The sequence below is a fragment of the Brachybacterium halotolerans subsp. kimchii genome (genome assembly GCF_020792675.1).
Lineage (GTDB): Bacteria > Actinomycetota > Actinomycetes > Actinomycetales > Dermabacteraceae > Brachybacterium > Brachybacterium halotolerans.
Genome location: NZ_CP086254.1, coordinates 686,295 through 699,014 on the forward strand (window position 1 = coordinate 686,295; position 12,720 = coordinate 699,014).

Annotated in this window: 11 protein-coding genes; 3 read left to right on the forward strand and 8 right to left on the reverse strand. The window is 74.1% G+C overall.

All coding sequences use genetic code 11. From position 1 onward, the window contains the following. Window positions 1-6 precede the first annotated feature (6 nt). The 4 genes from Bra3105_RS03110 to dut are packed head-to-tail and all read right to left on the reverse strand — an operon-like array spanning window position 7 to window position 2,630. Window positions 7-747, reverse strand: coding sequence for a DUF3159 domain-containing protein (locus Bra3105_RS03110; protein ID WP_228358559.1), 741 nt, complete (start codon window positions 745-747; stop codon window positions 7-9). Beyond that, the gene (locus tag Bra3105_RS03115; RefSeq protein ID WP_214650966.1) at window positions 744-1,202 is read right to left on the reverse strand and encodes a single stranded DNA-binding domain-containing protein; all 459 of its coding nucleotides are present in this window, start codon (window positions 1,200-1,202) and stop codon (window positions 744-746) included. Before Bra3105_RS03115 ends, Bra3105_RS03110 begins: the two co-directional genes overlap by 4 nt. 10 nt (window positions 1,203-1,212) lie before the next feature. Continuing rightward, on the reverse strand, window positions 1,213-2,073 hold the full coding sequence (locus tag Bra3105_RS03120; RefSeq protein WP_228358560.1) for a DUF3710 domain-containing protein: 861 nt from the start codon (window positions 2,071-2,073) through the stop codon (window positions 1,213-1,215). Window positions 2,074-2,075: 2 nt separating this feature from the next. Then, window positions 2,076-2,630, reverse strand: a complete 555-nt coding sequence (dut, locus tag Bra3105_RS03125) for a dUTP diphosphatase (RefSeq protein WP_200500575.1) — start codon at window positions 2,628-2,630, stop codon at window positions 2,076-2,078. A 65-nt stretch (window positions 2,631-2,695) separates the two neighbouring features. On the opposite strand from dut, the gene Bra3105_RS03130 reads away from it, so the two are divergent. Continuing rightward, a complete protein-coding gene (locus Bra3105_RS03130; RefSeq protein ID WP_228358561.1) occupies window positions 2,696-3,196 on the forward strand; it encodes a DUF3093 domain-containing protein in 501 nt (166 codons plus the stop codon). 155 nt (window positions 3,197-3,351) lie between these two features. On the opposite strand, the gene Bra3105_RS03135 is transcribed toward Bra3105_RS03130, so the two are convergent. After that, window positions 3,352-3,648 carry a DUF4193 domain-containing protein gene (locus Bra3105_RS03135; RefSeq protein ID WP_152353089.1) on the reverse strand — a complete coding sequence of 99 codons (297 nt, stop codon included), beginning with the start codon at window positions 3,646-3,648 and terminating at the stop codon, window positions 3,352-3,354. Window positions 3,649-3,909: 261 nt separating this feature from the next. Between Bra3105_RS03135 and sepH the strand changes: the two genes are divergently transcribed. After that, window positions 3,910-5,343, forward strand: a complete 1,434-nt coding sequence (gene sepH / locus Bra3105_RS03140; RefSeq protein WP_228358562.1) for a septation protein SepH — start codon at window positions 3,910-3,912, stop codon at window positions 5,341-5,343. A 75-nt stretch (window positions 5,344-5,418) separates the two neighbouring features. On the opposite strand, the gene Bra3105_RS03145 is transcribed toward sepH, so the two are convergent. The 3 genes from Bra3105_RS03145 to Bra3105_RS03155 all read right to left on the reverse strand — a co-directional run bounded on the left by Bra3105_RS03145 (window position 5,419) and on the right by Bra3105_RS03155 (window position 10,031). After that, window positions 5,419-6,594: an alkaline phosphatase family protein gene (locus tag Bra3105_RS03145; protein WP_228358563.1), complete on the reverse strand. Its 1,176-nt coding sequence runs from the start codon at window positions 6,592-6,594 to the stop codon at window positions 5,419-5,421. Continuing rightward, window positions 6,591-7,163, reverse strand: a complete 573-nt coding sequence (locus tag Bra3105_RS03150) for a DUF5998 family protein (protein WP_228358564.1) — start codon at window positions 7,161-7,163, stop codon at window positions 6,591-6,593. Before Bra3105_RS03150 ends, Bra3105_RS03145 begins: the two co-directional genes overlap by 4 nt. A 102-nt stretch (window positions 7,164-7,265) precedes the next feature. Beyond that, entirely contained in the window at window positions 7,266-10,031 is a 2,766-nt protein-coding gene (locus Bra3105_RS03155; protein WP_228358565.1) for a bifunctional acetate--CoA ligase family protein/GNAT family N-acetyltransferase, read from the reverse strand. A 169-nt stretch (window positions 10,032-10,200) separates the two neighbouring features. Here Bra3105_RS03155 and Bra3105_RS03160 point away from each other — a divergent pair, with 169 nt between their 5' ends. Beyond that, entirely contained in the window at window positions 10,201-12,666 is a 2,466-nt protein-coding gene (locus Bra3105_RS03160; RefSeq protein ID WP_228358566.1) for a DNA gyrase/topoisomerase IV subunit A, read from the forward strand. Window positions 12,667-12,720 lie beyond the last annotated feature (54 nt).

Sequence of the window (12,720 nt, forward strand, 5' to 3'; positions counted from 1 at the left end):
GCGGGCTCAGACCGTCGTGCCCGGCGTGCTCTCCGCCTCCGCCTCGAGGCGGGCGCGCACCGAGCGGTGCAGCATCCACACCAGCCACACCACGAGCGCGAACAGCGGCAGCCCCATGACGAGCTTCGCGACGCCGAGAGCGGCGACCTGCCCACTCAGGTACAGCGGGAGCTGCACGGCGAGCTTGAGCACGTAGAGGCCGACGAACAGCCACGTCGCCTGCGTGTAGGCGCGGCGGGCGAGGGGCTTCCCGCGCCAGGCGGAGACGCGCGGGTCCAGGAGGCCGACGACGACGCCGACCAGCGGGTACCGCGCGAGGATCGAGACCACGAGCACGGCGGCGGCCACCGCGTTCGTGATCAGCCCGGGCACGTAGAAGTCGGTGCCCTGTCCCGAGCGCAGCGCCCAGATCGCGCCGACGGCCACCCCGATCAGCCCGCCGAGCACCTGCGAGGGGTTCTGACGCTGCACGAGCCGCACCACGAGCGCCACGAGGACGACGGCCACGGCCGCCCCGCCCGCGATCGGGATCGACCGGGTGACCACGAACAGCACCACGAACAGCGCCGTGGGCAACACGGATTCGAGGATCCCGCGAGGACCTCCCAGGGCATCGCCCACGGAGAACTCCTCGCCCGTGAGCACGGCGCCCATGCCCGAGCGCGGCGCGGCGTGGCCCGGGCGCGCGGCAGCAGGCTCTTCGGCCCGCGGAGCGGCGCCCTCCTCCGGTCGCTGGGCAGAGCTCACGCGTCCTCCTCCTCGCCCGGCAGGCCGGTGATCTCGTAGCGCGGGTTGTACATGACCTTGTGGTGGCCGCGGCGGGCGGCCACGCCCTCGAGGACGAGCCGGGTGCCGGGGCCGACGCCGGGGATCCGCGACTGGCCCAGCCAGATCGCGGTCACGGTGCCGGTGCCGTCGAACACGTCGATCTCGAAGGACTGCGGGGCGCTCGTCGGCGGGATCACCATCGAGCTGACGAAACCGGTCACGCGGACCTCCCGTCGGCGCTCGATGTCCTGCGCGCAGTCGAAGCCGTCCTCACGGGCGCGCCTGCCGGCCTCGCGGGCGTCGAGCACCTCGCTGTCCACGAAGTGGCCGCGCAGGCGCTCGGCGAGCTGCTCGGCGCGGCCGTGGCGCTCCGCCGCGCGGGACCGAGCCTCCGCGGCCCGGTGATCCGGGTTCCGTGCTTCCCTGGTCCTCATCGGGTCCCCCTCAGCCGATCTCCGTGATCTCGGGTCCTCGCTCGAGCGGGTTCAGCGTGGTGTCCTCGGCGGGGACCAGGCCGGGACGCTGCCCGGGGAGGTTCAGCGGGATGAGCTCCTGGGGAGCCATGGCATCGCTCCCCCGCACCACCACGATGCGCGAGATCAGCGTCTCGAAGGCGCGCGAGGCCTCGGCGTCGCCGAGGGCCGGACCGGAGAGGATCGCGCGCAGCATCCAGCGCGGCCCGTCGACCCCGATGAAGCGCGCCGGCCGGTAGCCGACGCGGCCGTCGGACCGCTTGACGGGCAGGCGCGCGATGAGCTCGGTGCCGAAGGGGCCCGGCCGGGTCTCCGCGGTGCCGCCCTGCTCGACCACGGACCCGCGCAGCGAGGTGCGCACCTCGTCCCACAGCGCGCGGGACTTCGGGGCAGCGAACGCCTGGACCTGCAGCGAGGACCCCTCGATGACGAGGTTCGCCCCGGTGACGGCCCGAGTGCGCTGGTCCATCTCCATGCGCAGCTCCATGCCCTCGACCATCGGCACGAGGAGTCCGCCCAGGTCGATGCGGTCCTCCTCGGGGGCATCGGCCGCGTCGAGGGGTCCGTCCTCCAGGTGGTCTCCCCCGAGCGCCTCGTCCGCGGTTGCGGACTCCCGGGCCGACGAGGTCGCCTCGTCGGGATCGCTCGTCGCGTCGCTCGCGGCATCGCCGGACGCCGTCGTCGACGCGTCGTCGTCCGTCGCGTCCGTCGGCCGCGCCTGCGCGGCGACGTCCTCGGCCTTCGCCGCGCCCCTGCCGGTGTCCGCGGCAGTGTCCTCGGTCGTGTCCTCGGCGGTGGCCTTGCTCTTGTCCTTGCGGGAGAACAGTCCCATGCTCACTCCTTCCCGTCGGCGCCGGCCGCGCTCGCGGCGGCGTCCTCGGTCGAGATCACGGTCGCGCCCTGGCCCTCGACGCCCTGCAGGCCGCCGCTCGAGCCGAAGCCGCGGTCGGCGCGCTCGCTCTCCTCGAGGTCGGTGACCACCTCGAGCCGCGGAGCGACGAAGGGCACCACCACGAGCTGCGCGATGCGGTCCCCGCGGTGGACCGTGAAGTCCTGCTCACCATCGAGGTTCACCAGCGGCACCCGCACCTCGCCGCGGTAGCCGGCGTCCACGACGCCGGGCCCGTTGAGGACCGTCACCCCGTGGCGCACGGCGAGGCCGGAGCGCGGGCACACCAGGCCCACGGTGCCCTCCGGCAGGGCGAGGCTCACGCCCGTTCCGACCAGGGCCCTGCCCAGGGCGGGGATCACGAGGTCCTCGGAGCTGATGAGGTCGAAGCCGGCGTCGTGCGCGTGCGCGCGGTAGGGCAGCACGGCCTCCTCCGCGAGCACGACCGGCATGCGGGGCGCTCCCCCGGGCTCGGCCGCGGGCTGTTCGTCGATGGTCATGACTCCAGACTAGGCGCACCCGGGGACCGCAGAATCCTCTCCGGTGCGCGTGAGACGATTGGCGCATGCCCGACGCCTCCGCCGACTCCGCCCGTCCCCGCGCCCTCTCCGATGCCACCGCCCTGCATCGCGAGAGGCTCCTGCCCAGCATCGGCGTCTGGATCGTGGGGATCGCGTTCGGCAGCGTCCTGGGGGTCATCCTGGTGCCGCTGTCCCATGCGCTCTCGCTGGCCGTCGGGATCATCGGCATCGTCGGCGTGTGCGTGATGCTCGCGATGGCGAGCCCCGTCCTCGAGGTCTCGGGCGGCACCCTGCGGGCGGGCCGTGCGCAGATCCCCGTGGACCTGCTGGGCGAGCCCGAGGTCCTCGACAAGGACGGCTGGTCCGTCGCCATGTCCGTGGGCTTCGAGCCGCTCGCCTTCCACCTCACGCGCGGATGGGTGCACACGGGCGTGCGCGTGCCCGTGCTCGACGAGGCGGATCCCACCCCGGCGTGGGTGCTCTCCACGCGTCGGCCCGAGGACCTCGCCCTGGCCCTGCGCAGCGCGCGCTCCCAGCACTCCTGACCCGAGGGGCTCCCGACCCGCGAGGCCCCTGGCCTCCGAGGCGCGTCCCCGATCGCTCGCGCGATCGCGAGCGGACGAGAACGGGGCGGCACACCAGTCGGTGTGCCGCCCCGTTCTCATGAGCGCCCGTGCCGCAGGGCGCGGGATGCGTCCCCTCAGGCGCATTCCTTGCAGATGATGACCGTGCCCTCGACATGGTCGATCTGGCTGCGGTGCTTCACCAGGAAGCAGCTGCCACAGGTGAACTCGTCCGCCTGCCGCGGGAGCACGCGCACGGACAGCTCCTCGCCGGAGAGGTCGGCCCCCGGGAGCTCGTAGCCGTCGGCGACCTCGGCCTCGTCCTCGTCGACCGCGGGAGTCGCGGCCTCGTTCCGGCGGCCCTTCAGCTCCTCGATCGAGTCCTCGGAGGACTCGTCGTCGTTCTTGCGCGGTGCGTCGTAATCAGTGGCCATCGGAAGTGAATACCTCGATCAGGAGAAGTGTCGGGAGTCCGGGCACAAAAGGAGTGTCTGGCCTGCGTGGCTGTCAGCTCCCCCGGCGTGCCCCTCGGTGTTGTCCACGCCGGATGCGGCGCGATTATTGCAGAGCGGGTGCCATATCACAACACGGAGTATCCGACCGGCTCCGGCGGGCGCGTCCGCCGAGGTCGCGAGGCGGGCGCGATCTATGATCTGATCACGTCGCGGACCATGCTGCGACGGGAGAGGACCACGATGCGAGAGCTCGAGCTCGACGGGATCCATGACGACGGCGAGCACATCGTCCTGCGCGACCCCGACGGCGAGCAGTACACGCTGAGGATCGACGAGGCGCTGCGCGCGGCCGTGCGCCGCGACCGACCGGCCCTGGGGCTGATCCAGTCCTCGGAGGCGACGGCGCTGCGCCCGCGGGAGATCCAGGCGCTGCTGCGCGGGGGCCGGACGGCGGACGAGATCTCCGAGATGGCCTCGATCGACGTGGAGCACGTGCGCCGCTACGAGGGCCCCGTTCTCGCCGAGCGCGGCTTCACCGCCGAGCGCGCCCGCGGCTTCAAGGTCGATCGCTCCGGCGGCCCGGTCCTCGACGAGATCGTCACCGAGCGGCTCGCCGCCCGGCAGGCCCTCGAGGGACTGCGGTGGGACGCCTGGCGCCTGCCCGACGGCACCTGGAACCTCGAGCTGGTCTTCCGCTCCGGCGGCCGCGATCGCGAGGCGCACTGGATCGCCGACATGACCCGCCAGGTCGTGGTCGCGGAGGACGACGAGGCCCGCTGGCTGAGCCTCGACGACGACGCGCTCGACCAGCCCGTCGCGGGTCGCGCGCGTCTCACCTCGCTCAAGAGCTCCGTCTACGACCAGGAGTCCGACGCCGACGGCGCCTCGGCGCGTCCCCGCCGCACCGCGCCGCGCAGCCTCGGCCGGCAGGCCCCCGACCGCGGGGACCATCCCTCGCGCGGCGGACGGGGCGATGCCATCGATGAGGACGCCCTGGACGCGCTCAACGCCCGCCGCGGCCTGCGGTCGGTCCCTGCCTCCCTGGACGACGAGCCGACCTGGTCCACCCTCGAGGAGGACGAGGAGCGCAGCACCCGCTCGGCCGACGAGGAAGCGCTGCGCGAACACTCCGACGCCCCTCGCGCGGACCTCCCGGAGGATGTCGACGAGGACGACGTCGACGGCGGCGCCCAGGCCGACGACGACGATCTCGAGGTCACCGGCGGCCCCGAAGGAGACGTCGACGCGGAGCGCTCGGACCCGGATACGGACGGCGCGGGCGCCGAGCCGGAGCCCCTCGTGGTCCCGGGTCGCACGCTCGAGGAGTCCGTCGCCACCGGTGATCGCGCGGCGGACGAGGAGCCCTCCGCAGCCGCGGGATCCGAGGCCGACGACTCGGGCCGGGACACCGGCTTCGCCCCTGCGGCGAACGACACGGTGGACCTCACGCCCCTGCCCGGTTTCGACGATGTCGCGTATTCCCCCGCGGAGGACGCCGAGGCGAAGTCTGCGAAGGACGGCGACGGCGGACAGGCGGGATCCACCGCTCAGCGCTCCGGGGGCAAGGACGCGAAGAAGTCCGGCAAGGGTGACAAGAAGCCCTCGTCCTCGCGGGCGAAGCGCTCGAGCATCCCGAGCTGGGACGAGATCGTCTTCGGCTCGAAGCACGACTGACGTCGAAGCGCGGCTGATACAGGCGCCCGACTGACGTCGCGTCCGGCTCACAGGCGCCGTCGCTGCGGGTTCCGCTCACACCTCCACGGTGAGCAGCGGCACCAGGGACTCGGCACGGGTGAGCGAGCCGTGCACTCCGGTCTCGGGCCGGCGTGAGGGCGCGTGACGACGGGAGTCGTCGACGATCCATCGTCCGCGCGCCAGCACGATCGCATCGCCCAGCCGGCCCTCGAGGTGCGGAGCGATCGGAGCGGACGTCACGGGGCCCAGCAGCCCCGCGACCAGCATCTCCTCGCGCGAGAGCACGACTCCGCGCTCCCCCACCGCCTCCCGCGTCGCCTCGATCAGGTCGGGGGCGTCCTCCGGGCGGCGGGCGAAGAGCACGAGCGCACGCGGCTCCCCCGCGACCATCGCGAGGACGCGGCGCACCGCGGGCACGCGCGCGAGGTCTATCGTGCGTTCCGGGGCGGTGTCCACCATGCCGTGGTCGGCGGTCACGTGGACGCGCGTTCCCCCGGGCGCGCGCCGCAGCAGCGTCCCGATCAGGGAGTCCGCGCCGGCCAGCGCATCGCGCCAGGCGTCCGAGTCGACCCCGTGCTTGTGGCCGGCATGGTCGACGTCGTCCACGTGCAGGTGCACGAGCGCGTCCGGGCCGCCCGCGCGCAGGGCGGCGAGGGCCGCTCCCGCCCGGTCCCCGCGCTCGGCCTGCGCGAAGAACTCCCAGCCGCGGAACGCGCTCCCGGTGAGCAGGCTCCCGGCGTGCTTCGCGGGGGCGACCTGGAGGGCGGGTCGCCGCGCGCTCTCGGCGGGCACGGCGCACGGCATCCACTGCGCGGGATCGATGCCCGCGGCCCCCGTGAGCTGATTGACCGCGCGCCCGGTGCGCGGATCACGGGTGAGGTAGCCCAGGACACCGTGCTCGAGCGGTGCGAGGCCCGTGATCAGGGAGGTCATCGCGGTCGCGGTCGTCGACGGGGCGATGGTGCGCACGGTGCGCACCTGCTCGCGCAGCCGGCGCAGGGTCGGGGTGAGCGCGAGGTGCTCCTCGAGCAGGTCACTGCCCAGCCCGTCCACGAGGACCACGAGGTCGCGCCCGCCGTCGGCCCGCGCGAGCAGGGGCGGGACGATGTCGAGCTGACCGGGCCGGGCGCCGTCCGCGAACGGGGCGACGAGCAGGTCGGGGGCCGACGGGAAGGTCGTCCCGGCCGGATCGCTGCGGCGGGAGGCGGAGTTCTCGCCTGCCGGGGTCATCCGACGGCGTCGATCGCGTCCAGCAGGCGGTCGTGGAAGCGCACGGCCGCGTCGACGGCGTCCTGGCCGTCGGCGAGCGCGCTCACGCGCAGGGCCAGATCGGCGGGTGCGAGCGTGCCGCTCCAGCCATGCTCGGCCTGGCACTCGGGGTCGTCGCACCAGGCCCGCTCGACGTCCAGGCGCCGGCTGCCGCCCCAGGTGACCGCGAGGGTGACCTCGGCCTCGCTGCCGCGCACCCGCGTGCCGTCGGAGTCGAAGACCTGGGACATGCCCGTGGTGTGCACGCGGTCCAGGCGCACGCGCTCGGTGGTGGAGACGACCTGGCTGGGGTTGAGCTCGTCGGCCGGATCATCGTCGAGATGGGTGACCACGAGGTGGCGGTCGGTGATCACGAGGACCGTGAGGTGGCGTCGCACCTCGGGCCCGTCGAAGGTGGTCTCCGGCCGCACCAGGTGGGCGCGCACGGGCGCCGCGCGCAGCGCCCGCTGCACGCAGGCGGCGGCGGTCTGCGGGAAGTACCCGGCGCTCTCGAGCTCACCGAGGAGATCCGTGGGAAGTGCGGTGGACATGGGGTCCATCCTTCCACGCGTACACGGACCCCGTGACCGCGCGGGCCAGGCGAGGGCCGGGTGCGGACCGGGCGCGCGGAGCGAGCGGGGACCGGCGGGCGCTCAGGCGCTCGCGGGCCCGCTCAGGGTGCGGCGCAGGCTGTCGGTGCGGTTGGGCGCCTGGGCGACCTCGGCGCGGGCGCCGATGATCGTGCACCCTCCGCGGCCGACGACCACGGGGTGCAGCACGAGGGAGTGCAGCTCGGGCAGGTCCTCGGCCATGAGGCCCACGCGGATCACGAGGTCCTCGAGCCGCGCGCGGTCGGCGGCGGGGAGTCCCAGGTGGCCGCGGAGCTTCACGGAGGTCGCCGGGCCGTCGATGAGCCGCCTCACGGACTCGTCGTCGAGCGGCGGGATCGCGTAGGCGACGTCGTCGAGCAGGTCGGTCGCGTCCCCCGCCAGGGAGAAGGCGAGCACGGGCCCCAGCGACGGGTCCTCCACGCTGCGCACCACGACCGGGATGCCGGGGGCCGCCATCGCCTGGACGGCGAGGTCGGCGCTCGAGAAGGCGAGGTCGCGGCGCATGGCGGCGAAGGCGTGGCGCAGCTGCACGGCGTCGGGGATGTCCAGGCGCACCCCGCCGAGGTCGCTCCGGTGGCTGAGCACGGGGTCGGTGCTCTTGAGGGCCACGGGGTAGCCGATCTCCGAGGCGGCGCGCACGGCGTCGTCGGCGTCGGAGACGGTGCGGGAGGGCAGCAGGTGCAGGCCGTAGGCCTCGAGCAGGGCCCCGGTGCGCTCCTGGTCGAGCGCTCGCGGCGCGGCGCCCGGGGCTCCGGGCGCGGAGATCTCGGTCTGGCCGATGCGGCGGGCCGCCTCCCGGTCGATGCCCTCGCGCGAGGCGGGCTCGTCCCCGCCGACGGCACCGCGCCGGGCGGCGAGCATGCCCGCGGCCGCGCGCACGGCGAGCACGGGCGTGGGGTGCAGCGGCGGCATCTCGTCACTCCCGCGGGTGGCGCGCTCGAGGGACTCGAAGCGGTCGAGGTCGGTGACCACGCACACCACGAGGCGCACGTCGGCCCCGCGGGCGGTGCGCGCCATCCGCGCGAGGGAGGCGGAGAGGTCCTCGCCCAGGGCGTCGAGCACCGCGAGGACGACCACGTCCACCTCGCCGAGTGCGGCGAGCGAGGTGAAGGCGCGCTCGACGAAGCGGGGGTCCGTGCTCAGCAGCGCGCGGCGCTCGTCGCGCACCACGCGCAGTCCGGCCGCGTCGGCCGCGCCCCGCAGGGACTCCCCGAGCGCCGCCGTGTTCGCGAGCAGCCCGACGCGGTCGCCGGGCGGCACGCCCTGGCGGTCGAGGGCGTCGACGACGTCGGTGAGCTGGTCGACACTGAGGGTCGGCACGACCCCGGCGGAGAGGAGCACCTGGTCCAGCGCTCGTCGGGGCAGCTGGGAGGAGCGCACGTCGTGCCCGGGAGGCGCCGCCGTCGTGGTCCCGGGCGGGCGCAGGACGACGAGCGGCCTCTCGCGCGTGATGCGCCGCGCGATCCGCGTGAACTTGCGGGGGTTGCCCATGGACTCGAGCGAGAGCGCGATGACGCGCACGTCCTCGTCGTCCTGCCAGTGCTGGAGAGTGTCGTTGAGGGAGACGTCGGCGCGGTTGCCGACGGACACGAACTCGTGCACGCCGATGCCGCGGGACTCGACGCCGCCCAGCAGCATCGCCGAGAGCGCCCCGGACTGCCCGGCGAGCGCGACGCCTCCCGCGCGCGGGAGGTGCGGGACGAGGGAGGCGTTCAGGGCGTGCTCCCCGGTGCGCAGGAACCCGAGGGAGCCGGGCCCCAGGACGCGCACGCCCTCCCGGCGCGCCGCGCTGACCAGGCGGCGCTGCAGGGAGGGCCGCTCCGCGGCGCCCAGCGCGGGTGCCCCGCGGCCGCCGGCCGCCGCGGCGCCCGCGGTCTCGGCGAAGGCCTCGGTGGGCAGCAGCACGGCGCGCACCCCGGCGCGCCCGCACTCCTCGACGGCGGCGATGCAGTCCTCGGCGCGCGCGAGGGCGATGACCGCGAGATCCACGGGGCCGGGGACGTCGGCGATCCGGGAATGGGTGCTGTGGCCCTGCAGCTCGAGGGCGTCCCGGGCGACGACGTGCAGCTCTCCGTCGTAGCCGGCCTGCTCGATGTGCCGCAGGATCCGCCCGCCCATCGAGTCGCGATGCGAGGACACCCCGAGCACCGCGATCGAGGCGGGATGCAGCATGCGCTCCATGGCGCGGGCCTCCGCGCGGTGCTCGCGCTCGGCGATCACGGCGCGGAAGCGCTCGGTGGGGTCGATGCTGAACTCGACGACGACCACGCCGTCGTCGTAGGTGCGGCGCACGTCGAAGCCCGCGTCGGTGAAGACGTTGATCATCCGGCTGTTCTGCGGGAGCACGTCCGCCACGAACGTGGCGACGCCGCGCTCCCGGGCGGCGGCGGCCAGGTGCTCCAGGAGCACGGATCCCAGTCCCTTGCCCTGCTGGGAATCGGCCACGTTGAAGGCGACCTCGGCCTCGGCCGTCCCCTCGAGGCGGTCGAAGCGGCCGACGGCCACGATGTCCTCGCCGATCAGCACGATCAGGGCGACGCGGTCGCGGTGGTCCACGACCGTGAAGCGCGTGAGGTCCCGCGGGGAGAGCTCCGGCATCGGGGCGAAGAACCGCAGGTACCGGGAGTGCTCGGACTGCGCGGTGTGGAAGCGCTGGAGCGCGTCGGCGTCGCTCGGGAGGATGGGCCGCAGGTGGGCGGCGCTGCCGTCGCTGAGCGCGATGTCCGCCTCCCAGTGGGCGGGGTAGGCGGCGGAGGCCGCGGTCCCTCCGGCACCCGCGCCGGAGCCCGCGTCGCGTCGTGCTCCCATGCCCCGATCATACTGAGCGCCCGCCGTCCCGGGTGCGGGCCGATGGTCCCGCCGATCCCCGTCGGACGCCCTCGGCCCGCCGCCCGAGCGGCCCCGTGCCCGCGGCGTCGGCGACATCACCGCCCCCGCCTGCACGGTTCCTGGGCACGGATGCGGCAGGATGAACGTCATGGCACGACGCAGCAGCACCGCAGGCAGCGATGAGGACGAGAACATCGACGGCGTCGTCGTCGATGTCGACGTCACCAGTGAGATGGAGACCTCGTACCTCGAGTACGCGTACTCCGTCATCTACGCGCGCGCCCTGCCCGATGCCCGCGACGGCCTGAAGCCGGTGCAGCGCCGGATCCTGTACATGATGGACGACATGGGGCTGCGCCCCGACCGCGGGCACGTCAAGAGCCAGCGCGTGGTCGGCGAGGTGATGGGCAAGCTCCATCCCCACGGCGACAGCGCGATCTACGACGCCCTGGTGCGCATGGCGCAGAGCTTCTCGATGCGCATGCCGCTCGTGGACGGCCACGGCAACTTCGGCTCGCTCGACAACGGCCCGGCCGCCGCCCGCTACACCGAGGCGCGCATGGCCAGGGCCGCGCAGCTCATGACGGCCTCCCTCGACGAGGACGTCGTCGAGATGATCCCGAACTACGACAACCAGCTGCTGCAGCCCTCCGTGCTCCCCGCGCAGTATCCGAACCTCCTGGTCAACGGCGCCTCGGGGATCGCCGTCGGCATGGCCACGAACATGGCCCCGCACAACCTGGTGGAGGTCATCGCGGCGGCCCGCCACCTGATCTCCCACCCCGACGCTGACCTCGAGGACCTCATGCGCCTGGTCCCCGGCCCGGACCTGCCCACGGGCGGGCGAATCGTGGGCCTGGACGGCGTGCGCGACGCGTACCGCACAGGTCGCGGCTCGTTCAAGATGCGCGCGACCACCAAGGTCGAGAACATCACCAGCCGCAAGAAGGGCATCATCGTCACCGAGCTGCCCTACCAGGTGGGGCCCGAGCGCTTCGCCGAGAAGCTGCGCGACGCGGTGCAGTCCAAAAAGGTCCAGGGCATCAGCAACTACCAGGACCTGACCGACCGCCGCCACGGACTGCGCCTCGAGCTCACGGTGAAGTCCGGCTTCAACCCCGAGGCCGTGCTGCAGCAGCTCTACCGCTTCACGCCGATGGAGGAGTCCTTCGGCATCAACAACGTGACGCTCGTCGAGGGGCAGCCGCGCACGCTCGGCCTCAAGCAGCTGCTCGAGGTGTTCATCGCGCACCGTCTGGACGTCGTGCGGCGCCGCACCGCCCACCGACTGGGCAAGCGCAAGGAGCGCCTGCACCTCGTCGAGGGCCTGCTGATCGCGATCCTCGACATCGACGAGGTCATCCAGATCATCCGCGCGGCCGACGACGGCGAGCGCGCCCGCACCGCCCTGATGGCCGCCTTCGACCTCTCCGAGGCGCAGGCCGAGTACATCCTCGAGCTGCGCCTGCGCCGCCTCACGAAGTTCTCCCGCATCGAGCTCGAGACCGAGCGCGACGAGCTGCGCGCCGAGATCGAGCGGCTCGAGGAGATCCTCGCCTCCGAGGAGCTGCTGCGGCAGGTCGTCTCCGACGAGCTCGCGCACGTCGCCGCCGAGCACGGGACCCCGCGCCGCACGGTGCTCCTGGAAGCGGGCTCGCAGCAGGCGACCTCCCAGGCCGCCCCGCTCGAGGTCGCCGACGAGCCCTGCCGCGTGCTGCTCTCCGGCAGCGGGCTCATCGCCCGCACGGGCGACGCCGAGGACGTAGTCCGCGAGGGCGGCCGCTCCTCGCACGACGTGGTGGTCGCCGACGTCCTCACCACCGCCCGCTCGCAGGTAGGCGCGGTGACCAACCTCGGGCGCCTGCTGCACGTCGGCGTCGTGGAGCTGCCCGCGCTCGCCCCGACGGCGGGCCCGCCGAGCCTCGCGGGAGGCACGAAGCTCTCCGACCTGCTGACCCTGGAGAAGGGCGAGCGGGTGATCGGGCTCGTTCGCGCAGCCGGCGCGGATCTCGAGCGCGGTGGCAGCCTCGCGCTCGGCACGCGCCAGGGCGTCGTCAAGCGGGTGACGCTCGACTTCCCGCGCGGCGACGGCTTCGAGATCATCTCGCTCAAGGATCGCGACGAAGTCGCGGGCGTCGTCGACCTGCCCGAGGACTCCGCAGCGGGCGACACCGACCTGGTCCTCATCACCTCCGATGCGCATCTGCTGCACTTCCCCGCCTCGGGGGTGCGGCCGCAGGGCCGCGGCGCGGGCGGCGTCGCCGGGATCAAGCTCGCCGAGGGCGCGCACGTGGTCTCCTTCGGGGCGGTGGACGTCACCCGCGAGGCGGAGGTCGTGACGATCTCCGGGACCTCGGGCGCGCTGCCGATGACCCAGACGGGATCCCTGAAGGTCAGCGCCTTCACCGAGTACCCGGCCAAGGGCCGTGCGACCGGCGGCGTGCGCTGCCACCGCTTCCTGCGGGGCGAGGACGCGCTGATCGGCGCCTGGGCCGTCAACTCCCCCGCCCGTGCCTGCTCGGAGGCCGGCCAGCCCGTGGACCTGCCCGGCCCCGTGGGGCGGCGCGACGGCTCGGGCTCTCCGGTCGCGGTCCCGATCGCCGCCGTCGGCTGACGGGCCGGCCGTCGGGCCGTCGCGGGGGGGGGGGGGGGGGCCGCCGCGCGCGAT

What these genes read in the sequence shown, in the direction of transcription:
- Bra3105_RS03115 (WP_214650966.1), bottom strand. Translation starts at nt 1,202, where the DNA reads ATGAGGACCAGGGAAGCACGGAACCCGGATCACCGGGCCGCGGAGGCT.
- Bra3105_RS03120 (WP_228358560.1), bottom strand. Translation starts at nt 2,073, where the DNA reads ATGGGACTGTTCTCCCGCAAGGACAAGAGCAAGGCCACCGCCGAGGAC.
- dut (WP_200500575.1), bottom strand. Translation starts at nt 2,630, where the DNA reads ATGACCATCGACGAACAGCCCGCGGCCGAGCCCGGGGGAGCGCCCCGC.
- Bra3105_RS03130 (WP_228358561.1), top strand. Translation starts at nt 2,696, where the DNA reads ATGCCCGACGCCTCCGCCGACTCCGCCCGTCCCCGCGCCCTCTCCGAT.
- Bra3105_RS03135 (WP_152353089.1), bottom strand. Translation starts at nt 3,648, where the DNA reads ATGGCCACTGATTACGACGCACCGCGCAAGAACGACGACGAGTCCTCC.
- sepH (WP_228358562.1), top strand. Translation starts at nt 3,910, where the DNA reads ATGCGAGAGCTCGAGCTCGACGGGATCCATGACGACGGCGAGCACATC.
- Bra3105_RS03145 (WP_228358563.1), bottom strand. Translation starts at nt 6,594, where the DNA reads ATGACCCCGGCAGGCGAGAACTCCGCCTCCCGCCGCAGCGATCCGGCC.
- Bra3105_RS03150 (WP_228358564.1), bottom strand. Translation starts at nt 7,163, where the DNA reads ATGTCCACCGCACTTCCCACGGATCTCCTCGGTGAGCTCGAGAGCGCC.
- Bra3105_RS03155 (WP_228358565.1), bottom strand. Translation starts at nt 10,031, where the DNA reads ATGGGAGCACGACGCGACGCGGGCTCCGGCGCGGGTGCCGGAGGGACC.
- Bra3105_RS03160 (WP_228358566.1), top strand. Translation starts at nt 10,201, where the DNA reads ATGGCACGACGCAGCAGCACCGCAGGCAGCGATGAGGACGAGAACATC.